The organism is Dermatophilus congolensis, from assembly GCF_900447215.1.
Lineage (GTDB): Bacteria > Actinomycetota > Actinomycetes > Actinomycetales > Dermatophilaceae > Dermatophilus > Dermatophilus congolensis_A.
Map to the genome: position 1 here is coordinate 704583 of NZ_UFYA01000001.1, position 21809 is coordinate 726391.

The window sequence follows — 21809 nt, forward strand, 5'->3', positions numbered from 1 at the left end:
CCGTCAACACATATGGCGGGTTCCTCCTGAAGAAAGGCACGGCGAGACAGCTGTGAGCGACGTTTTACAGTCGATCTACGAGGCACAGATCGACGTGGCCGGTTACCCCCTGTACTGGCGAGAAATCATCGGCAACGGGTTCGGTTTAGCCTCGGCGATTGGCGGTATGCGCCGGCGCGTATGGGCCTGGCCGGTCGGGATCATCGGCAACGTGATCCTGTTCACGGTGTTCGTTGGCGCCGCTGTCGGGTTCGCTGACGGCCGCCAGCCTCTGCTCGGGCAAGCGTTCCGGCAAGTGTTCTTTGTTCTCACCAGCGTGTACGGATGGTGGATGTGGCGCCGCCGCTCTGCAGGAAAAGCAAAAGACGCCCCAGCGATCGTGCCGCGCTGGGCCACCACTAAAGAACGCGCTACGTATGTCGCCACATGGGGCGTTCTCGTGGTGATCTGCCAGCAAATGTTCGCAATGATCGGAGCGGGCTGGCCCGCGCCGCGCTGGTATTACTGGACAGACGCATGGATTTTCGTTGGCTCATTCATTGCCACTTACGCCATGGCCCGCGGATGGGTGGACTTCTGGCTGGCATGGGTGGCCGTAGATGTGGTGGGGGTGCCGCTGCTATGGCACAGCCAGTACTACCCATCAGCAGTGTTGTATGCGGTGTATGGCGCCTTCGTCATCGCTGGTTTCGTGGTGTGGCTGAACGCGGCCCGCAATGAACAAGCCACCGTCCCCCCACAAACCGAACTGGAGACCACCAGCGACGGAGGATAACCTTCGCGAGTGGATCAACCCGAGAACAACAACTCTCCTGCCCTGACCGACGACGTAGCCGTGCGCCGCATGCTAGGCGACGCAACCGAACCTGAGCCAGGCCGACCCCCACGAGTACGGCCCGGTGCAACAGCCACAGCAGGCCCCGTCGCAACGATGTCAGAAGTCGGGGTAGCGCGAGTGAAAGAAACAATCGCTCACGCCAAAGGAGAACTGCTGTTCTTCGGCATCACCCCACCACGGCGCTCCACTGATCCAGAAAAACTGCCAGAAATCGCCGAACGCACCCTGGCCCGCCTGGACGGCCTCGCGCTGGACTCACTGATCCTGTACGACCTCGCCGACGAAAGCAGCCGCACCGAACAAGAACGCCCATTCCCGTTCTCCGAAACACACGACCCGGCCTCCTACCAAGCCGAATACCTACAAGCCTGGGAAGGGCACAGCATCATCTACCGTTCAGTCGGTAAATACACCCCAGAACAGCTACGCAGCTTCTTGCACACCGCACCTGCAGAAGTGTCCACCGTGTTCGTGGGGGCACCCTCAAAAAACACCCCCGTAAAAATGACCCTGCGGGACGCCTACGAGGTATACCGACACGAAAACTCACCGACGCGACTAGGGGCGGTTGCCATCCCCGAACGTCACGCTCGCCACGGAGACGAGCAAGATCGCCTCGTCATGAAACAACGACAAGGCTGCTCCTTCTTCGTCACCCAAGTCGTCTACGACCGAAGGTCCGCCAAAGACATGGTGTCCGACTACGCCCGCGCCCTACGCACCGAAAAAGACCTCCGCCCCGCCCCCATCATCTTCACCCTGTCCGTCTGCGGATCCCTGAAATCACTCGAGTTCCTACGCTGGCTCGGTGTAGACGTACCCCGATGGCTCAGCAACGAACTCGAAGACACCGACAACCCCCTGGCTCTATCTGCCGCACATGCCATCGGAGCCGCACAAGAACTATCCCAATACTGCCGCCACCTAGGCATCCCCTTCGGATTCAACGTCGAATCAGTCTCCAGCCGAAAAGTAGAAATCGAAGCCTCCGTGCAACTCGCCCACGAAGTCTCCCAACTACTTCGACGCTAAAAACATCACCCAACCGTCAGTACATATCAACCCCTGCGTGCCCCGAACTGATGCCATATCCACGCAGGGGTGAGTGCGGTATCGGATACGCAAGCACCAAATCCAAAGAAGAGTATCAGTGCAGGTCAGATGTAGCTAACCCCTAAAAATTTTAGTTAGATCCATCAAGTCTCCTGGGTATCCTTCACATAGGACCCACGCAAAGGAGCGCCATGGAGTCACAGCAGCCATCGCATGCATGGAGCACAGCCGTGCAAGCGATCTGGGGAAAACAAATCCCCAACAAGACTCATGGCTGCCACTATGGCGCCACCTAGAAGACTCCGCCCACGTCGCAGAGCTCCTTTGGGATAACTGGCTCCCCACCGCCATAAAAAACACCATCGCCTCGCATCCTAGGGCGTCCGCTTTGGGTGTTGCCGGGTGTCTATTGGTCACATCCACGGAGGCGTCTACGCCGCCCACCTGAGGTTGTTAGTTCGGTGTCCGGCCTGGTGCGTACTCTTGTGGCGCGGTTGGTAACGTGGCGATGGCGTTGCTGTGGATGGCAGCTGCGATTGCTGTGCTGGTAGCGCACCTGAGGTGGCGAGAATTCTGAGCCGCAGAGATAAGCATGCCCAGATGTGCTGAGCTGTGTGCGAGAGGGAGAAGGGAGAGGCGGTGGATCCGTATGCGACGTTCCGCCCGGTGCGGGGCAGGTGGGTTCCCGTGGCCGTTTCCGTCATCGTTTTTGTGTCGTTCACGTTCGCGGCGATAACGATCCAAGGTGCGCAATGGACACTGGTAGACCGCTTGTTCGTGTTTGCGTTGGGGGCGGGGATCGCATGGTTTTGCTCAAGATTCGTTGGGGTACGGGCGGTGCCTACGGAACAGGGGCTTATGGTTCGGAATCTGTTCCGTAAGAGACATTTTGAGTGGGCGGAGATTTTGCGGGTCCAATTCGGCGGGGGAGGGCCCTGGGCATACCTGGATGTCATGGATGGGGAAGTTTTGGAAACAGTGAGTGTGATGGCGATCCAGAAAGCTGACGGCGCCAAGGCAATCAAAGAAGCCTCACGCCTGTCAGCGCTGGTGCAGTTCCACTCCAGCGCTGAACCACATCGGGACACCCCAGGGGCCTAGCCGTCACGCGGCTGGCTCCGCCAGTTGCAGGAAAGATGATTTCTGAATAGTTAAAGGGCTGCACACGCCAGCCGATGGGTCGAATGTGACTCGTACAACGCATAACTCTGTCCGTTTTCGACGACTCGCGGTCTCAGCTACAGCGGCAGCCATGCTGTTGCCGATGTCCGCTCCCGCGCATGCCGCCACCCGAGACACCGTAAGCCGCCCCACTAGTGGCGGCTTTGTTATTTCTGGGCAAGGGTTCGGTCACGGCCGCGGAATGAGCCAGTGGGGCGCATATGGTGCAGCAACCGCTGGGCTTAGCTGGAGCCGGATCTTGGACTTCTACTACCCGGGCACCGTGCGCTCCAAGCTCCCCGAAAGCACAATGCGTGTTTGGCTGAGCGCAGATAACGACGGTGACACCCGCATCGCACCGGCACGCGGAATGTCCCTCACTGTGGGAGCAACCCGAAGAGCACTCCCATCGGGTAACGGATACCGGGCATGGCGCGCAGTCCGCTCCGGTAAAACTCTCAACGTCCAGTACCTCAACAACGCAAACACCTGGCGGCCATACACCACAACCACGGGTTCAGCTGTCATCTTTGCCACAAATTCAGGACTCGTGGACGTTCTCCTGCCAGGTGGAAATGTCAAACGAGTACGCGGATCGGTTTCTGCCGTCAGTGACCGCGCCGCCACCTCGGGGATGCGCACCGTCCTGAATTCCAGCATGGAGTCCTACCTGCGCAGTGTCGTCCCCAACGAAATGCCCGCCTCTTGGCACCCGAACGCTCTGGCTGCACAAACGGTCGCTGCCCGCACCTACGCGGCCGCATACCGCACTAACCAACGAGCAAGGAAAGCTACCTGGGATATCTGCGACAGCACTACCTGCCAGGTTTTCAAAGGCGTCGCAAACACGAGCAGACGCGGAACTCGCACGCCCGGTGAATACACCTCAACCGACGCCGCGATCAAAGCCACAACGGGAACGGTGCTACGCACCCGAAACAAAAACTTCGCTTTCGCTGAATTCTCTGCCAGCAATGGCGGATGGACCGCCGAAGGTGGCCCGTATTACCAGGTAGCAAAAGCAGACCCATACGACGGTCGAATGAAAAACCCGAATTCCAGCTGGTCTGTCACCATCTCCCCAGCGAAAATGGACGCAGCATTCGGGGTAGGGACGGTGCGCTCGCTGCGGATCACGCAACGCGATGGGCACGGCGCTCGCGGTGGGCGGGTGTTGAGTGTCTTGGTGTCTGGTTCACGGGGAACGAAGACTGTTTCTGGGGATTCGTTCCGGTGGGCGCTTAGGTTGCGTTCTGATTGGGTGTCGTTCGCTGGGTGATTTTTCAGTGAATAGATGTTGTTGCCGGGAGCGGGTTATGTGGGGCGCTCCCGGCAATGGTGTTACAGGTGGTGCAGGTTGGCTCGTTCGATTGTGGCGAGTCGGTTGAGGTCTTCTGTGGTGTCACTGGTGACGATGGATCCTCCTGCCGCTAGGACTGAGGTGATGAGGGTGAGTGTCTGCATTCGGGATGTGTCTGCTGACAGGGGGAGCAGGAGTCGTTCTGGTGAGTGGGGGCTGATGAGGTCGTTGTAGGTGACTTCGTAACCGTGGTCGGAGCAGGCGGGGTCGTGGGGGTCGGCGATGGTGGCCAGGTCTGCGTTGTCGGGGTAGGAGGAGATTTCTGCGGCTTCGTCAAGTGCACCGGCGAGGTCGCTGTCGAAGCTGCGTGCTAGGGGGGCGGTGGAGACAGCGATTGTGTCTAGGGGCAGGTGTGTCCACTTGGTGGGACGGTCAGTGATGGCTAAAAGGGGGGACCCAGTGGATGTTGTGACGGTGGCTAGGTCGGTTTCGGGGTCGATGATGTGTAGGTGCGCTCCGCATGCCCAGGTTGCCAGGGCCCAGTAGAGAGTGCGCCAGTGGCCTGCGGGTAGGTCGAGTGCGATGACGTCCAGAGGTTGGGGGCTGTATTCGGTGCGAAGTAGGTTTGTGGCTTTTGCTACCCAGTTGCCCAGGACGCGTCCGGATAGTTCGATTCGTCCCCAGGAGTCGTAGCGGGTGATGCGTGGGGTGGTGGGGTCGGTGGTGAGGGTGTTGAGGAAGCGGTGGGTGTCAAACACGAAGGTCAGCCTAGGTGAGGTTGGGTGTGCTTGGTGTGGATAGGGGGAGGTGCCTGGTGTTTGTGGCGAGTAATCGGTGTGGGAGATGGTGGCTGGAATTCATGAGTCAAGGGATCGCAAAATCTCTGTAAGACGCGCACAAAGTGGGGTCTGTGTGATTGGTGTGCACGGTGGGGGATTTGTGGATGGAATGGGGTGTTGTTTTTTGTGGAGTCGTTGTGAAAGCGGTGATGGAGTTCCTGGTCAAGGGTTCGTTTTAGGAATTGTTAGATGCCCGATTCGGTGATTGAAAAACTTTATTTGCACTTATGACCAAGACGTTTGTTTTGGACGAGTGTGCAGGTCCAATTATCAAATTCGAGCTTGACGGCTGCATTCGACACGCGTGTAATTTCGTTGTCGTTGCTTCTCTGACGCATCCGAAGTTTGGGTGCCAGGGAACACGTTCTGGCAGTAGGCATTTCCGAAGTTGATCTTGCAGGCTGTGAATGCTTCCGGGAATGCCCGTTTGTGTGGATATTAAGGCGCGAGCTCGTATAGGACCTCGGGCTAGGAGGCGTTTTAAATGAATGAGCTGCAGCTGGTTGTCGAAGAGCTAATGGTTGAGGAGACCGAGCTTTCGTGGCAGGACCGCGCATTGTGTGCCCAAACCGATCCTGAGGCATTTTTTCCCGAGAAGGGCGGATCGACACGCGAGGCTAAGCGCGTCTGCACCGGGTGTGAAGTCCGAGCCGAATGTTTGGAATATGCGCTCGAAAATGATGAGCGTTTTGGAATTTGGGGTGGTTTGTCGGAGCGGGAGCGCAGGAAACTGCGCAAGCGTGCAGTGGTGTGATGTGTTTTAACTTTCCCCTTGGTGGTGAAAGTTAGTCCCAGTCACGGGGACGGTTGGGATCCAAGGTGAGTGGATCCATGCCCAGTGCGTCGGCGACTTGGTCTACGACGAGATCGAATACCACGTAGCGCAGGTCGTCGGGGGATTCCAGGCCGGTTTCGATGGGGCGGCGGTATAGGACGATCTTGCCGGGCAGTGACTGTTCTGGCGGGAATAGTCGAGATAAGGGAACTCGTTGCTCTTCCCATGGGTTAGGGTCGGACGGAGGAACGAGTTCTACTGCGATCTCGAGGTTTTCGATATGTCCGCCGAGTCGGCGTTCAATGCGTTCGAGAGCGTCGAGGACAGCTTCGTCGAAGCGGTCGGAACGAGATTTCATTGCTGGCACTGCGGGCCAGGCGAGCGGCCCGCGGATACCGCGTCCGCGGCGGTCACGACGACGCGGTGTGTGAGGGCCGGTTGCGTTCATAGGACATGACGATACGGCGTGGTGAGCGTGGTCGGTTGTTTGAGGGGGTTTAAAGTCGAAATCGTGCCTTCCATGCGACGTTGTACCCGGACCGCGTGTGGGCGGCGGGCGGTGGCCACGCTGACCTACAACTACGCCGACTCCACGGCGGTGCTTGGCGCGTTGTCTACCTACGCCGAGCCACACAGTTACGACCTGTGCCCCAAACATGCTGAGCGGCTGACTGCTCCGCAGGGCTGGGAGGTCGTGCGGCTTATTGACGATTTTGAAAGCCTTCCTGACCCAACGGATGACCTGACAGCTGTTGCGGACGCTGTTCGAGATGCGGATGTGTGGGAGCAGGCGACGCGACACGCAGCTCAGGAGGATCGCGCGTTGTCACGTTATGGCCGTTCGCGCCGTGACGTTGCGGTAGGGGGCGAACCGTTGACGTCGAGGACTCCTCGTCTTCGTGTGCTTCGAGACAGCGACGTTCCGGACTCCGGCCGTTAGGCTGTGACCGTGAGCTCCCGTAATCTTTCCGATTTCATCAAGGCATATGACGTCCGCGGTTTGGTGCCCTCTCAGTTGGATGCCGGGGTTGCGCGGGCAATCGGTTCTGCTTTCGCGCAGGTGGTAGCACGTCCGGACGGGGCTTCTTCTGTAGTTGTTGGGCATGATATGCGCCCGTCGTCGCCTGAGTTGAGTCAGGCTTTTGCTGAGGGCGTGGCAGCTCAGGGCCTGGATGTGGTGATTATTGGCCTGTGCTCCACCGACGGTTTGTATTTTGCGAGCGGGTCGATGGGGTTGCCGGGGGCGATGTTCACAGCTAGCCATAATCCGGCGGAGTACAACGGGATTAAGTTGTGCCGTTCTGGTGCCCGTCCGGTGGGGCAGGACACGGGGTTGGCGCGGATTACTGAGGTTGCGCAGCGAATTGTGGACGGGGTGAGCCCGTTGGCTCCGGAGGGGATTGCTCCGGGGGCGATTGGTACACGGGAGACGGTGGAGGACTACGCCCGGTGCGTTCGTGATCTTGTTCCTTTGGGTGATATTCGTCATCTGAAGGTGGTGGTGGATGCGGGTAACGGCATGGGGGGATTCACTGTTCCGGCAGTGTTGGAGGGGCTGCCTTTGGATGTTGTTCCGTTGTATTTCGAGTTGGACGGGACGTTCCCGAACCATGAGGCCAATCCGCTAGATCCGAAAAACTTGGTGGATCTGCAAAAAGCTGTGGTGGAGCATCGAGCCGATGTGGGGTTGGCGTTTGATGGGGACGCGGATCGGTGTTTTGTGGTGGATGAGAAGGGCGATCCGGTTTCGGCGTCGGTGATCACTGCTTTGGTGGCGGATCGGGAGATTGCTAAAGAGGTCGCGCGGGGTGTTGATCCTTCGGATATCACTGTCGTGTACAACGTGATTTCGTCGCATGTTGTTCGTGAGGTGGTCAGCGAGGCTGGCGCGAAGGGGTTGCGCACTCGGGTGGGGCATTCGTTTATTAAGGCGCAGATGGCTGAGCACGATGCGGTGTTTGGTGGGGAGCATTCAGCGCACTATTACTACCGGGATTTCTGGTTCGCGGACACGGGCATGCTGTCGGCGTTGCATGTGTTGGCTGCGTTGGGGTCGCAGAGTGAGCCATTGTCGGCGATGGTTGAGCCGTACGTTCGGTATGTGCCCTCTGGTGAGATCAATTCCACGGTGTCTTCGGTTGAGGATGCTGTGCAGCGGGTGTGTGAGTGGGCGCAGGAGCGTCCGGTGATGATTGACCGCTTGGATGGCATTACGGTGGAGAGCACGAGCACGGAAGCGCCTATGTGGTGGTTTAACCTGCGCCCGAGTAATACGGAGCCGTTGTTGCGGCTGAATGTTGAAGCTGCGGATGTGGCAACGATGGAGAAAATCCGGGATGAGGTTCTCGGGATCGTGCGTGCGTGAGGCTGTGCCGTACCGGCAGGCTGCACACAGATCTGGCAGGATCAGGGAACGCGTTGTCCGTGCGCCCAGAGCCCGGGCTACAGCTACCGTTCCTCGTTGGGGAACGAGATTCAAGGAGATAGAGAATGAGCACCACCGGTATCGAGCCTTGGCTGCGCGAGATTTTGCGTTGCCCTGTGACGCAGAGTGAGTTGGTTGACGGCACTGGGCCTGATGGGCAGCCTGAGCTGCAGGCGAAGGATGCCGACGCGCAGGGGCGTCGTCGTGCTTACCGTGTTGAGGGTGGCGTTCCTGTCCTCATTCCGGAAGAGGCTCGTTTCATGGACTGACCTCTTTCTGGTTGGTTTTTCGGGGCGTCGCGTGTCCGCTGCGGGGATGCGCGACGCTGTCGTGTATTCGGCGTTGTGTGAGTGTTGTGGTGTTGGTGCGAACTGAGTTCGGGAGGTGGCATGCCGTATATCGATGAGGGTTGTCTCGATGATGCGGGGTGGTTGGCACAGCAGGATCGGGCTGGGACTTTGCGTGCTTTGGCCAGCGCGGGGGCGCAGGTGCGCGAGGCGCGTTTTCTTGCTGATGAGGCGGGTGTGGAGCGGCTGCGGTCGTGGGATCGTCCACGGTCGGTGTTGGTTGCGTCGGTGGGTGTGTCTGCTGCGGTGGCTGCGGTGTTGGAGATGTTGGCTGAGCCGGCTTCTCCGGTTCCTGTGACGGCGCGCCGGAATGTGCCGTTGCCGGGGTGGGTTGGGGCTTTGGATTTGGTGGTTGCGGTGTCGTTGTCTGGGCGGTCGCCGGGGGCGTTGGCGTTGGCTGCGGAAGCTGCGCGTCGGGGTGCGTCGTTGTTGACGGTGGGTGCTGTTGATTCACCGTTGGAGGCGGTGACTAGGCAGGCCCGTGGCGTGCATGTGGGGATTGGTCTTGGTCGGGTTTCGTCGCGTACGTCGTTATGGTCGTTGTTGACTCCTGTGTTGATGGGGGCTCATCGGCTTGGGTTGGTGTCGGTTCCAGATAGTGATTTGGATGCCGCGATTGCGCGTTTGGATGAGGTGGCTGAGTCTGCTCGTCCGAGTTCGGAGTCGTTTGTTAATCCGGCGAAGTCGTTGGCGTTGGGGTTGTCCGAGTGTGTGCCAACTGTGTTGGGGGATAGCCCGTTGAACGGGGTTGCTGCGCAGCGGGCAGCGTCAATGTTTTCGCGAACTGCGCGGATTCCAACCACTTTTGGGGAGATCCCAGATATGGCTTCGCAGGTGGTGGCTACGTTTGATGGGCCTTTCACTGCTGGTGGGGGCCAGGGGGTGGGCGTGAGTGCGGCGGATGACATTTTTGCTGATCCGTATTTGGATGGCCCGGCCCAGCCGCGGTTGGGGTTGTTGATGTTGCGGGAGCCGAATCGGCCGGCTTCTACTCCTGATGAGGCGCAACGGTTGGCGTTGGTGGATGGGATTGTGGAGACTGCGCAGCAGGCTGGCGTGTCTGTGCATGAGGTTTTTGCTGAGCCTGGGCCAGCGGTGGCGCGTCTTGCTGGGCAGATGGCGTTGACGGATTTTGCAGCTACGTATCTTGCGTTGGGTATGGGGGCGGATCCGTCGTTGTCGCGTCATGTGTCGGTGTTGAGGGATTTCACGGGTCGCTGATTGGGTGCTGTTCTGTGGTGTTCTCGCGCCTAGTCTGGTGCAATGGCAGATTTCGACCTTGCGATCATTGGTGCTGGTTCGGGTAACAGCCTTGTCACGGACGACTTCGCGGATGCGAAGGTGGCTGTGGTGGAGCGTCACCTGTTTGGTGGGACGTGTCTGAATGTGGGGTGTATCCCTACGAAGATGTTTGTTTATGCGGCGGAGGTCGCGGGAACAGCTCGGTCAGCTGCGCGCTATGGGGTGGATGCGCGTGTGGATGGTGTGCGGTGGCGGGATATCCGGGATCGGGTTTTTGGTCGGATTGATCCGATTGAGGAGAGTGGCCGGAGGTATCGGGTAGAGGGTGAGAACACGACTGCGTTTTTGGGTAGCGCGCGGTTTGTGGGTGACCGTCGTCTGCGGGTGGAGCTGAATGAGGGTGGTTCTAGTGAGTTCACTGCTGATCAGGTGGTGATTGCTGCGGGGGCTCGTCCTCGAGTTCCGTCAGTGATCGCTGATTCGGGGGTGCCTTTCCAGACTTCGGATTCGGTGATGCGCATTGATGAGTTGCCTTCTCGGATTGTGATTATGGGTGGTGGGGTTATTGCTGCCGAGTTTGCGCATGTCTTCTCTGCTTTGGGTGTGCAGGTGGATGTGGTGATTCGTGGTCCGCGGATGTTGCGTGCGTTTGATGAGGAGTTGTCGCAGCGTTTCACTGAGTTGGTTAAGGCGCGGTGGAAGGTGCATGCAGGGGTGGATGTGGTTGCTGCGCGTTCGACGTCTGCTGGTGGGGTGGTGTTGACGTTGGATGGTGGTGGTGAAGTTGCTGGCGACATGTTGTTGGTTGCTACGGGCAGGGTTCCGAATTCGGAAGATTTGGATGCTGCTGCTGGTGGTGTGGAGTTGCGTTCAGATGGTCGGGTGCGGGTGGATGAGTTTGGGCGTACTAGTGCTGAAGGTGTGTGGGCGTTGGGGGATATTTCTTCGCCTTTCCAGTTGAAGCATGTGGCTAATGCGGAGGCGAGGGCGGTGGCGCATAACCTCACGCATCCGCAGGATTTGCGGTCGATGCCGCATGAGGTGGTTCCGGCGGCGGTTTTTTCTGACCCGCAGGTGGCGTCGGTGGGGGCTTCTGAGGATGAGTTGCGTTCGGCTGGGGTTCGGTATGTGTCGAAGGTGCAGTCGTTTGGTGATACGGCGTATGGGTGGGCTTTGGAGGATTCTGAGTCGTTTTTCAAGGTGCTTGCGGATCCGGCCTCTGGTCGGATTTTGGGTGCGCACAGTATGGGACCGCATTCGTCTACGTTGATTCAGCCGGTTGTGATGGCGATGTCGTTGGGGTTGGATGCGCGGCGTGTGGCGCGTGATCAGTATTGGATTCATCCGGCGTTGGCTGAGGTTGTGGAGAATGCGCTATTGGGGTTGGAGTTTGATAAGTAGCAGATAGAAACTTCAATTAATCACCCGATTTGATCGCTTGTTCAATTCGGGTGATTAATTTTTTGAGTATTTTGGGAGTAGTGTCGCGTTTTAAACGGTTAAGAATAGTGAGATAGTTGAATTGCCTGGGAGTGAAAGCCGGTGGGGGAGTTGTGAATGTGGCCGGCCTCGGGGATCCGGGCGTGACGGGTCTCCTCATCCCCCTTCGCTAATGCACGGGGCTGTTTAGCACGTGGTGGCCGTTGTCACTGGTTTGCGTTCAATGCTCGAGTGGCATTGTGTGCATCTTCGATAAGAAAGGCCACTCATGGTTTCGCGGGCTCTGTCTTCTCGCTTTCCGTTTTCTCTCCTTGCGGGGGCTGCGGGTGCGAGTGTTTTTGCTGCTTCTGTTGTATTTCAGGGTGCTGCGTATGCGGCTGTAATTGATGATGCGGTTAAGCGGGTTGAAGTTGTGGAATCTTCTGCTTCCCCTGGCAGTGACGTCACGGTTGTTGTGGACTGGGCGGTTCCGGATGGGGCGCGGCGTGGCGATACGTTCACGCTTACGTTGCCGACCATGCTGGTAGCGGATGTTCTTGATGATGTTCATCGGGATGTGAAGGCCCCTGATGGTGCAGTGGTGGCGCATTATGAAGTTCATGGCCAAACTGTCAATTTCACAATGACAGAGTTTGCTGATGAGTATGTGGGCGTGCATGGAACGGTGCGTTTCGGTGTGCGTTTATCACGTTCTATTCAGCCTGGAAGTAGTAGTGAACTTGTTTTTCTTGTAAATGGTGTTGCTTTTTCTCATCAGGATGAGATTGTTGCCGTCGCTCCGCCTGCTAAAAATGACTATTCAGAGTTGGCGACTAAGTGGCAGACCTGGAAGAGTGTTGGGGAAGATAAACGAGGCAGAATTCAATGGGGGATCACTGGCCCTAGAGTGCCGCGTGGGATGGTGACAGCTTCGTATCGGATTGTTGATGAGGCTGGTCCAGGGCAAGCTATTGATTGTTCGTCGTTGACATTGTGGTCTGGGTCAGCGAATGAGGCGGGGGGTCTCAAAGAAGCCAGGTGGGTGCCGGTAAATCTGTATTCGAAGTCCTGTGATGAGAAGTCGGCTAGCGCAGTTGTGACTCCGGATGCGAGTTTGTTTGGCCGTGTCTTGATGCTGATGGGTGGTTCGCGAGTAACGGATCGGGCTTTGAATGCCTATCAGAACAGTGGCTACGTCAGCGTGTGGGACACCGCCCCGCTCCGTGTGAGCGACACCCTGCTGGTTGAAGCCACGGGGGAAGGGGCGGGCACGCCAGCTGCGGTTCCTTCGGTAACTATCACCAACCCAGCGATCCCGCCTGCTGTGACGGTCACGGTTCCACCTACCCCACCCGCGGTGACGGTGACACCTATTGCCCCCAACCCGCAAGAGCGTCCTTCGACGCCTTCAACAACCCCGATAACGGGTGCTCCTGTGAAGCCTATCCAGAATCCACAGGCTTCAGTGACTCCTTCATCGCCTAGCTCGTCCACCTCAAAACCAGCGGTGGTTTCAGTTGTTAATCGTGGGGTTTCGTATGCGGATGCTTCGCCTTCACGTATTGAGACGGGGCAGCCTGGCGATGGTCCGAATGTGCCGATGCTGGCTGCAGGTGGAGTGCTGGTCGTTAGCTCAGTTGGTGTGTTGGCAGCGGCGTTGCGTTCGATGGTGCGACGTCGGCGTATCTGATTAAGAAGATGCGCGCGAAGCTCCCTGATGTAGGGATGGGGCGGATACGTAATTTTCTTGTGGCTAGCGGTGCGGTAACGGGGGTTTTGTTGCTTTGGGGAGGCCTGAAAGGTTCTCCTCCGGATGCGGCGCCGCTGCCTGCCCGTACGTTTTCTCTCAAGGTTGAAGATGCTCGTCGTCTTACTGCTGTGCGCCACGATGCACGAGCAGCTGGGGTACGTCGGCTCTTAAGGATTTCTCCGTCGCGGGTTGTCATTCCCTCGCTGGGTGTGGATGCGCCGATAGTGGATGCGCCTGTGCGCGCAAGAGAGCTCGTCGTTCCTGGTGATGTGAAAGTGGTTGGGCGCTGGGGTGCCGGTGCGTCACTGGGAGCGGATCAGGGAGACACTCTTCTTGCTGGGCATGTTGATGTCAGGGGTGATTTGGGTGCGTTGCATCAGCTTTCGCGTATCGAGCCGGGAGCTGAGGTGTATACGAGTGATGCTGTTGGGCGAGTAAAGTTTTGGACCGCGGCTTCTTTGATTGTTCGTGCGAAAGACCATTTGCCTTCGTGGCAGGCTAGCGGTCCGCGTCGTCTGATTCTTGTCACCTGCGGGGGGCCGGTCCAACGCCGTGAGGGGCGCTGGAGTTATCGCGACAATATTCTTGTGACGGCTGTCCCCGCTGCCCTAAAGCGCTGATGTGTTGGTTCTAGGGAAAACCCCAGCGACCTTATTGTGCGGACGCGGGTAGGATGTTTTGTGGAGGTCGGCGTGTGTTCGGCCTGTGAAGCCGCGTGGAACGCGGTTCGTCTTGCAGGGGAGCCCCCCGAGCTTATTGATCGTGTCTGCTTTTGCGGGCGCGTATCCGTCGACCGTGACCGGCCATAAAGGCCGCACCCATCGGCGTCTGTGCACCAATTGCGTTTATCAACGAAAGAGGAATTCATGACGTTCGACTACAAGATTCGGGACATCAACCTGGCGGCTGCTGGCCGTCACCAGTTGCGTCTGGCGGAGGCCGAGATGCCCGGTCTGATGTCGCTGCGTGAAGAGTATGCCGAGCAGCAGCCTTTGAAGGGCGCCCGTATCGCTGGTTCGTTGCACATGACTGTTCAGACAGCTGTGCTCATTGAAACTTTGACAGCTCTGGGGGCCCAGGTGCGCTGGGCTTCGTGCAACATTTTCTCGACCCAGGACGAGGCTGCTGCTGCTGTTGTCGTCGGCCCGAACGGAACCCCTGAGAACCCTCAGGGTGTGCCCGTCTTTGCCTGGAAGGGTGAAACCCTCGAGGAGTACTGGGACTGCGCTGAAGCAATCTTCACCTGGCCTGAGGGCTCCGGGGCGAACATGATCCTTGACGATGGTGGTGACGCCACCATGCTCGTACACAAGGGACGCGAGTGGGAGCTGGCTGGCGGTGTTCCCCCCACCACTGAGGAAGACTCTGAAGAGTTCACCGTGTTTAAAGCTTTGGTGCGTCGCACCATGGAGCAGAACCCGAACAAGTGGACCGAGATCGCTAAGCAGATCAAGGGTGTCACTGAAGAAACCACGACGGGTGTGCACCGCCTGTACGAATTGGCCCGCAACGGCGAGCTGCTCTTCCCGGCCATGAACGTCAATGACGCGGTCACCAAGAGCAAGTTCGACAACAAGTACGGATGCCGCCACTCCCTCATTGACGGCATCAACCGCGCCACTGACGTCCTCATCGGCGGTAAGACCGCTTTGGTGTGTGGCTACGGAGACGTCGGTAAGGGCTGTGCTGAGTCGCTACGTGGACAGGGCGCCCGCGTCATCGTTACCGAGATTGACCCGATCTGTGCGCTGCAGGCCGCGATGGACGGCTACCAGGTTGCACGGTTGAAGGACGTCGTTGACCAGATCGACATCTTCGTCACCACAACGGGTAACAAAGACATCATCATGGCCGAAGACATGGTCAAGATGAAGGACAAGGCCATCGTGGGCAACATCGGCCACTTTGACAACGAGATCGACATGGCTGGCCTGGCCAAGGTGCCTGGTGTCAAGCGCACCGAGATCAAGCCGCAGGTGCACGAATGGACCTTCCCCGCTGATGGTGAGCGTGGTGAGCGTTCGATCATCATCCTGTCTGAGGGCCGTCTGCTGAACCTGGGTAACGCTACGGGGCACCCCAGCTTTGTGATGAGCAACTCTTTCGCTGACCAGACCATCGCGCAGATTGAGCTGTTCACCAAGCCGCAGGAGTACAGCAACGACGTCTACGTGCTGCCCAAGCACCTTGACGAGAAAGTTGCACGCGCACACTTGGCTGCGCTGGGTGTTGAACTGACGGAGCTGACCAAGTCTCAGGCTGACTACATCGGTGTTGATATCGCTGGTCCGTACAAGCCGGACAACTACCGTTACTGATTGTCGGTAGATTCTGCCTACGGGTGATCCGTGCGTCCACGATCAAGGACGCACGGATCACCCGTAGCGGGGTGGAAGTGTGCGCGCCTGGCGCAGTGATTTTCGGGCTGCGGGTAGCATGGCGGCGTTGTGAGAGCCGGTGGGGTGTGTGTCCTATGTGGTGCAGGACCCGCGGTTTTGGCAAGTGGCATGTGCGCTTGTGTCGTTTCTGAGGAGGTCTTGTGAAAGCTCACGTCCTGGTCGTGGATGACGATCTTGCGCTAGCTGAAATGCTTGGGTTGGTGCTGCAGAACGAGGGTTTTCATGTGACCCATTGCCCTGATGGTGTTTCAGGGTTGAAAGCGGCGCGTGAGCTGAAGCCGGATCTGGTGTTGTTGGACGTCATGATGCCGGGGATGGATGGCATCGAGGTGGCTAAACAGCTTCGGGCCGAGTCTGGAGTGCCAATCGTGATGTTGTCTGCGCGCTCGGACACGATTGATGTCGTGGTGGGTCTGGAATCTGGTGCAGATGATTATGTCGTTAAGCCGTTTAAGCCGCAGGAGTTGACTGCTCGTGTGCGGGCGCGGCTGCGTCGCGGTACGGATACCAATCCTGAGACGTTGCGGATTGGTGATGTGGTTATCGATGTTGCTGGTCACTCGGTAACAAAGAATGGTCAGGTCGTTCAGTTGACGCCGCTGGAGTTTGATTTGTTGGTGGCGCTGGCGCGTAAGCCGTGGCAGGCGTTTAGCCGGGATGTGTTGTTGGAGCAGGTGTGGGGTTATCGGCATGCCGGAGATGCGCGGTTGGTGAATGTTCACGTGCAGCGACTGCGGGGCAAGATTGAAGATGATCCGGAGCACCCGAAGATTGTGGTGACGGTGCGTGGCGTGGGGTACAAGGCGGGGACGAACTGAGCAGATGCCAGGTGACGTCGTGAGGTCTGCACCGATGGATGGGGTGGCCTCCGTCGAGGTGGGGGAGGTTGTTTCTCCCGGCGGTGAAGAGGCGTTGGGTGTTTCGAGTCCTGTTTCTCAGGTGCAGGAACATCGTGGCTGGAAGCAGCGCGTGAAGTCGGGGTGGAGGAACGCTCGGGCAGAGCTTGCTAAGCGGTGGCGGACAAGTCTTCAGTTCCGCACCGTTGTGATCACGGTTGTTTTGGGGGCCGTGATCACTGTGTTGTTGCAGTCGTTTTCGTATAGCCGAACGGCGGCGGCGCTGGTAGAGGGCAAAGTGGAGGCTTCGAAAGAGGACGCTGCTTATCGGGCTTCGGGTGTGCAGAGAAATTTGGATGCCACGGATCGTTCGGATGCTGAGTCGATCCGGCAGTTGACGTATGACTTGATGCAGCAGCAAACGTCGCAGGCTCCTGATCAGGCTCGTGAGGTGATTTTGACGCACGGGCCGAAGAAGTCGCCGGGCAGTATCCCGACGATGTGGACGGCTTTTGGTCCGGAGGTGTTGCCGCAGGCGTTGCGTGAGGCGGTAGTGGAGGATCCAGGGCACCAACAGGTGCAGATTGTGCCGGTGCGGGGGCATGACGGGTCTGAAGCTCAGGCGGTGGTTGTGGGGCAGCAGATCCAGATTCCAGATTCGGATGCGCATGAGTTGTATTTCGTGTATCCGATGGAACGTGAAGCCTCGACGATGGATTTAATGCTGCGTACGTATTTGTTGGGTGGTGTGCTGCTGACAGGGCTGATTGCTTTGGTGTCGTTGGCTGTGACGCGGTTGGTGGTGGATCCTGTGCGTGAAGCTGCCCAGGTGGCGGAGCGGCTGGCTAACGGTCGGTTGGATGAGCGGATGCAGTTGCGCGGTGAGGATGATCTGGCGCGGCTTTCGGGGGCGTTTAACCGGATGGCTGATAATTTGCAGAGCCAGATTCGTCGGTTGGAGGAGCTGTCGCAGGTTCAGCAGCGGTTTGTTTCAGATGTGAGCCATGAGTTGCGGACGCCGTTGACGACTATTCAGATGGCTAGCGAGATGCTTTTTGCGGATCGGGATGCGTATTCGCCTACGAGTCGGCGCTCTGCTGAGCTGTTGCACGGTGAGGTGGAGCGGTTTGATGAGATGTTGTCGGGGTTGTTGGAGATTAGCCGTCATGATGCTGGGTCGGTGGTGTTGGAGACGGACAAGCATGATGTGGTGGCTGTAGTTCAGCGGGTGATTTCGGCAGCGACCACGTTGGCTGAGACCAAGGGTAGTGAGGTCACGGTGGTTGAGTTGACGCCGGGGCCGTTCGTGGCTGAGATCGACCCGCGTCGTATTGAGCGGATTCTGCGCAATCTTTTGGTGAATGCGTTGGAGCATGGGCAGGGTGAGCCGGTGCAGATTGAGGTAGGCGCGAACGAGGAGGCTGTAGCTGTTGCGGTTCGTGACCATGGGATTGGTTTGGAGCCGGGGCAGTCTTCGTTGGTGTTTAACCGTTTTTGGCGTGCGGATCCGGCTCGGACGCGTACGACCGGTGGCACGGGTCTTGGGCTGGCGATTGCTTTGGAGGATGCGCGTTTGCATCGGGGTTTGTTGCAGGCGTGGGGTGTTCCTGGGGAGGGCAGTAGGTTCAGGTTGATTGTGCCTAAGGATGAGACGGTCTCGATTAGTGAGCCGCCTATTCCGTTGGCTGATGGTGAGGGCGTGGTGAGTCATCACGATACGGGGACGTTGCCTGTTGTTGATGGGGTGGTGCCGGGGGCCACGGTTGTTCCGGTGGATTCAGATTCTCAGGGGCAGGTGTGAGGTCGCGGCGCTGGTTGGGTGTTGCGGGGGTGGTGGTCTCGTTGTCGTTGGTGGCGGCGTGTGGTTTGCCGAGTTCAGGGAAGGTGGAACAGGGGTTGGCGGTGCAGGATCGGCCGCCGCCGCCGATCAAGTTGCAGTTTGAGGCTCCGCGGGCAGGGGCGTCTCAGGAGGAGATTGTTCGGGGTTTTTTTGCGGCGCAGTGGTCGGCTGATGATGATTATCGGGCGGCTCGGGCGTATCTGACTAAGGGTGTCTCTGAAAAGTGGTCACCTGATTCGGTGGTGGTGCATCCGACGGGTATGCGGCCGCAGACCGTGAAGTCGAAAGACGGTAGCTCGGTGACGGTGACGGTTGTTGAGATAGGGGTGTTGGATTCGGACGGTCGTTTTCATGCTTCAACGGCTGGGACGACGCGGCAGGTGGAGATTTCGCTGGCCAAGGTTGATGGTGAGTGGCGGATTTCTTCATTGCCCAAGGGGTTCGGTTTGTGGCTCTCGGAGTTTTATTTCGATTCGACGTATCGTCCGTTTCAGGTGTCGTATGGCTCGACGGTGGGGAGCACGTTGGTGCCGGATTGGCGTCGTTTTGCGGTGGGGCCTGGGTTGACGACGTCGTTGGCGCGGGCGTTGTTGGGGCCTGTTCCTTCGCATTTGGCTGGTGCGGTGCGTAGTGGTTTTCCTTCGGGGACTACGTTGGCTGTGGATGCGGTTCCGGTGGGTAATGGTGTGGCCACGATGGATTTGACTGGTCGGGCCTTGGCGATGAATTCCTCTGAACGTCATACGGCGTGGGCGCAGACGTTGCGGACGATGCGGCAGGCAGGGACTGTTGATCGGGTGGCGATGACAGCGGAAGGGCGGCCGCTGGAAGTGATGGGTTTGGGTTCGTTGCCTGAGCGGGTGGGGGATGTGGGCTTTTCGGGGGCGCCTGCGCGTTCTCCGGTGGTGGTTCGTCGTGTGGGTGATGTGTTGACTCCGTTGTCCTCGGCGTCTTTTCCTGCAGAGGTGGGTAAGGCGGCGTTGCCTGCGTTGCCGAAGGTTCCGGAGGAGTGGTCGCGTGCGGCGATTTCTTTGGACCTGCGTGATGTGATGGCTACTAATGAGTCGGGTACTGCGTTAGTGCGCTGGGTGGATGGGCAGCGTGCGTCGGTGCAGAGTCCGGGGTCGGGGATGAGCGCGCCGGCTTATGACGTGATGGGGCATGTGTGGTTGGGGGGCCAGGATGCCAAGAGTGAGGGGGCGGTGTGGGTCTTCCATCGGGTGGGGGATGCGGGTGCGGTTTCTGAGCCGCGTCCGGTGCGGGTTTCAGCGCCATGGTTGCGTGATCGGCGGGTGATTGATGTGCGGCCTTCTCCAGAGGGGCATCGGGTGGTGGTGTTGAGTAAGGATGCTGCTGGGGTGATGCATGTGGATGTTTCTGGGGTGGTGTCGCCTTCGGGGGTGCCTTCAGCTTTGCCTGAGCCGTTGGCGGTTGCGCAGGATGTGGTGGATGCAACGTCGGTGATGTGGGTGAATGACAGTACGTTGGCGTTTGTGGGGTCGCGTAATGCGGGGCAGCCGTTGGTGCCTTTGGTGGCGCCGTTGGCGGGGGTGACACAGGAGTATTCGGGTGTGGCTGGTATTTCGAGGTTGATTTCGATGGGTGGTGAGCGTGGTTTGGTGGGGGTGGATCAGGCCAATCAGGTGTTGCGTAAGGTTGGCAGTCGGTGGCAGCGGATTGGTACGGCTTCGGATTTGTTGGTTCCTGCTCGCTAGGGCGTTGTCCGCAACCGTGGTGGTGGTTCGGTGGTGGGGATAACCCGCTTTGGGGTGGGTGGGGTGGTTGAGGCTGTGGGGATGGATTGGTGTGTGCGTTGGTGGCGTGGATGTGTGGCGGCGGTGCTGGCGCTGTGTGAGTTGGTGTGGCCGGTGGTGTGTGCTGGGTGTGGGCGGCATGGGCAGTCGTGGTGTGCGCAGTGTGCAGATGTGGGGGCGTTGCCGGATGCGGAGCCGTTTTCGGTGGTGGGGTTGGGTGAGGAGTTGGTGGTGTGGTCTGCTGCGGAGTTTGTTGGGCCGGTTGCTGCTGCTGTGGTGGCGTTTAAGGACGGTGGGCGTCGGGATGTGGGGAGTGTGTTGGGGGTGGGGTTGGCACGTGCGGTTGAGGCGGCTGTGGGAGTGGAGGTGTTGCGGGGTGGGCCGCTGGATGGTCCGGTTGTGGTGGTGCCGGTTCCTTCGCGTCCTTCGGCGCGGCGTCGGCGTGGTGATGTGCCGTTGTTTGAGTTGGTTGATGTTGCGTTGGGTTCGGGTGTGTTGTCTTTTCAGGTGGGTGCGGTTGAGGCATTGCGGTGGGCGCGGCGGGTGCGAGATCAGCGTGGTTTGGGGCGGTTGGGCAGGGTAGTGAATGTGTGGGGGTCGATGGGTGTGGTGGAGCGTTGGGGTGGTGAGGTGGGTTCTTGGGGGTTGGCGGTGTTGGTGGATGACGTGTGTACGACGGGGGCGACGTTGGGTGAGGCGCAGCGGGTGTTGAGGAGGTGTGGTGCGCTTCGGGTGGTGGGCGCGGTGGTTGCGGCGACTCCGGGGGGTTCTGGGGTGTGATGTGGGTCACTGGTTGGGGGTGTTGGCTGAGTGGTGGATGCAAGTTGGCTGACAAATATGCCGGGTTCCTTCCTCCTGGTCAGAGTTTCCTCTACCGTTCTTTTATCGGGTGTTCACCCCATTGGGTGGTCGCCGGGATCCGATGTTTTGCGCGTTGTCGCGCATTGAAAGAGGTGATGCCTCACTCGCGTTAGCGAGTTGATTTCCGGGCCCGGTGTGGATTGCCTGTTTTCCCAGGGCCCATCTCAGCCCCGTAGTCCGGTTCGGGCCGTTCGGGACAGCGCTTCCAGGAGGAACTGATGGAACTCACCGTCACTGCACGTCACGTCCAGGTGTCTGATCGTTTTCGCTCCGTGCTGGAGGAGAAGATAGAGAAGATTGAGCACTTGGCGCCTAGGGCGCAGCGTGTTGAGGTCATTGTGGGGCATGAGACGTCGCGGAATGCTCCGAAGGGCAGTGTGCGTGTGGAGATTACGTGCATTGCCAAGGGGCCGGTTCTTCGTGCTGAGGCTTTTGCTGACGATCCGTATTCGGCATTGGATCTTGTTCTTGCGAAATTGTCTGAGCGGTTGCGTCGGGCGAATTCGAAGAAGAAGGTGCGTCGGCACCGTGGGCCGGATTTAGCGACGGCGACGGCTGATCTTGATGTGGTGGAGGCTATGCCGCAGGGTGGTTCTTCAGGTGGCGGCGATGAGGTCAATCCGTTGGAGGCCAAGCTTGGTGTGACGGGTGATTCGCCGGTGCAGGTGCGTGAGAAGGTGCATGCTTCCTCGCCGATGACTTTGGATCAGGCTCTTTATGAGATGGAGCTGGTGGGGCACGATTTTTACCTCTTCCATGACAAGGATTCGGATAGTCCGTGCGTGGTGTATCGGCGTCGTGGTTGGGATTACGGCGTGATCCGTTTGGAAGTTTCTGAGGCGGAGGATGTCGCGCAGTAGTTGCTTGTTTTGACCCCGCGGCATCGATGTTTTTGGTGTTGCCGTGGTGGTTGTGAGTGTGTGGGGCTGTCGTGGTGTGTTGCGGCAGCCCTGCACTGTGTCTGAAGCGT

Annotated in this window: 21 protein-coding genes; 19 read left to right on the top strand and 2 right to left on the bottom strand. The window is 58.8% G+C overall.

Translation table 11 applies throughout. The annotated features are described in order from the left end of the window. Positions 1–52: 52 nt before the first annotated feature. From pnuC to DXZ77_RS03005, 5 genes are all read left to right on the top strand, one after another. On the top strand, positions 53–775 hold the full coding sequence (gene pnuC, locus DXZ77_RS02990; RefSeq protein ID WP_115029821.1) for a nicotinamide riboside transporter PnuC: 723 nt from the start codon (positions 53–55) through the stop codon (positions 773–775). Between the two features lie 9 nt (positions 776–784). Next, positions 785–1870, top strand: a complete 1086-nt coding sequence (locus tag DXZ77_RS02995) for a methylenetetrahydrofolate reductase (protein ID WP_258553097.1) — start codon at positions 785–787, stop codon at positions 1868–1870. Between the two features lie 238 nt (positions 1871–2108). Further along, positions 2109–2339, top strand: a complete 231-nt coding sequence (locus DXZ77_RS12670; RefSeq protein ID WP_181816006.1) for an HD domain-containing protein — start codon at positions 2109–2111, stop codon at positions 2337–2339. A gap of 389 nt (positions 2340–2728) precedes the next feature. After that, the gene (locus DXZ77_RS03000; RefSeq protein WP_258553098.1) at positions 2729–2992 is read left to right on the top strand and encodes a PH domain-containing protein; all 264 of its coding nucleotides are present in this window, start codon (positions 2729–2731) and stop codon (positions 2990–2992) included. A 163-nt stretch (positions 2993–3155) separates the two neighbouring features. After that, the gene (locus tag DXZ77_RS03005) at positions 3156–4331 is read left to right on the top strand and encodes a SpoIID/LytB domain-containing protein (RefSeq protein ID WP_181816007.1); all 1176 of its coding nucleotides are present in this window, start codon (positions 3156–3158) and stop codon (positions 4329–4331) included. Positions 4332–4393: 62 nt separating this feature from the next. On the opposite strand, the gene DXZ77_RS03010 is transcribed toward DXZ77_RS03005, so the two are convergent. Further along, positions 4394–5110 (bottom strand): TIGR03089 family protein, encoded by a 717-nt coding sequence (locus tag DXZ77_RS03010; protein WP_115029825.1) that lies wholly within the window; start codon positions 5108–5110, stop codon positions 4394–4396. A gap of 565 nt (positions 5111–5675) precedes the next feature. On the opposite strand from DXZ77_RS03010, the gene DXZ77_RS03015 reads away from it, so the two are divergent. Further along, the gene (locus DXZ77_RS03015) at positions 5676–5945 is read left to right on the top strand and encodes a WhiB family transcriptional regulator (RefSeq protein WP_028327938.1); all 270 of its coding nucleotides are present in this window, start codon (positions 5676–5678) and stop codon (positions 5943–5945) included. 31 nt (positions 5946–5976) lie between these two features. Here DXZ77_RS03015 and DXZ77_RS03020 read toward each other — a convergent pair whose 3' ends face one another. Beyond that, a complete protein-coding gene (locus DXZ77_RS03020; protein ID WP_034401654.1) occupies positions 5977–6414 on the bottom strand; it encodes a metallopeptidase family protein in 438 nt (145 codons plus the stop codon). A 63-nt stretch (positions 6415–6477) separates the two neighbouring features. Here DXZ77_RS03020 and DXZ77_RS03025 point away from each other — a divergent pair, with 63 nt between their 5' ends. The 13 genes from DXZ77_RS03025 to hpf all read left to right on the top strand — a co-directional run bounded on the left by DXZ77_RS03025 (position 6478) and on the right by hpf (position 21699). Then, positions 6478–6906 (top strand): DUF3499 domain-containing protein, encoded by a 429-nt coding sequence (locus tag DXZ77_RS03025; RefSeq protein WP_115032475.1) that lies wholly within the window; start codon positions 6478–6480, stop codon positions 6904–6906. Positions 6907–6915: 9 nt separating this feature from the next. Beyond that, complete coding sequence (locus DXZ77_RS03030; protein ID WP_115032477.1) at positions 6916–8331, top strand: phosphomannomutase/phosphoglucomutase; 1416 nt, start codon at positions 6916–6918, stop codon at positions 8329–8331. Positions 8332–8456: 125 nt separating this feature from the next. Next, positions 8457–8660: a Trm112 family protein gene (locus tag DXZ77_RS03035; RefSeq protein ID WP_028327935.1), complete on the top strand. Its 204-nt coding sequence runs from the start codon at positions 8457–8459 to the stop codon at positions 8658–8660. Positions 8661–8780: 120 nt separating this feature from the next. Beyond that, a complete protein-coding gene (locus tag DXZ77_RS03040; protein ID WP_115029827.1) occupies positions 8781–9959 on the top strand; it encodes an SIS domain-containing protein in 1179 nt (392 codons plus the stop codon). Positions 9960–10001: 42 nt separating this feature from the next. Further along, entirely contained in the window at positions 10002–11381 is a 1380-nt protein-coding gene (locus DXZ77_RS03045) for a mycothione reductase (protein WP_115029829.1), read from the top strand. Positions 11382–11688: 307 nt separating this feature from the next. After that, on the top strand, positions 11689–13089 hold the full coding sequence (locus DXZ77_RS11670; protein WP_147279170.1) for an Ig-like domain-containing protein: 1401 nt from the start codon (positions 11689–11691) through the stop codon (positions 13087–13089). An 8-nt stretch (positions 13090–13097) separates the two neighbouring features. Continuing rightward, positions 13098–13769 (top strand): class F sortase, encoded by a 672-nt coding sequence (locus DXZ77_RS03055; protein ID WP_115029833.1) that lies wholly within the window; start codon positions 13098–13100, stop codon positions 13767–13769. A gap of 246 nt (positions 13770–14015) precedes the next feature. Beyond that, a complete protein-coding gene (gene ahcY / locus DXZ77_RS03060) occupies positions 14016–15467 on the top strand; it encodes an adenosylhomocysteinase (RefSeq protein WP_115029835.1) in 1452 nt (483 codons plus the stop codon). A 221-nt stretch (positions 15468–15688) separates the two neighbouring features. Beyond that, entirely contained in the window at positions 15689–16366 is a 678-nt protein-coding gene (mtrA, locus tag DXZ77_RS03065; protein ID WP_028327925.1) for an MtrAB system response regulator MtrA, read from the top strand. 19 nt (positions 16367–16385) lie between these two features. Beyond that, positions 16386–18185 carry an MtrAB system histidine kinase MtrB gene (mtrB, locus tag DXZ77_RS03070; protein ID WP_147279171.1) on the top strand — a complete coding sequence of 600 codons (1800 nt, stop codon included), beginning with the start codon at positions 16386–16388 and terminating at the stop codon, positions 18183–18185. Further along, positions 18182–19939, top strand: coding sequence for an LpqB family beta-propeller domain-containing protein (locus tag DXZ77_RS03075; protein ID WP_147279172.1), 1758 nt, complete (start codon positions 18182–18184; stop codon positions 19937–19939). Before mtrB ends, DXZ77_RS03075 begins: the two co-directional genes overlap by 4 nt. A gap of 33 nt (positions 19940–19972) precedes the next feature. After that, positions 19973–20758 carry a ComF family protein gene (locus DXZ77_RS03080; protein WP_147279173.1) on the top strand — a complete coding sequence of 262 codons (786 nt, stop codon included), beginning with the start codon at positions 19973–19975 and terminating at the stop codon, positions 20756–20758. Positions 20759–21057: 299 nt separating this feature from the next. After that, positions 21058–21699: a ribosome hibernation-promoting factor, HPF/YfiA family gene (gene hpf / locus DXZ77_RS03085; protein WP_115029842.1), complete on the top strand. Its 642-nt coding sequence runs from the start codon at positions 21058–21060 to the stop codon at positions 21697–21699. Positions 21700–21809 lie beyond the last annotated feature (110 nt).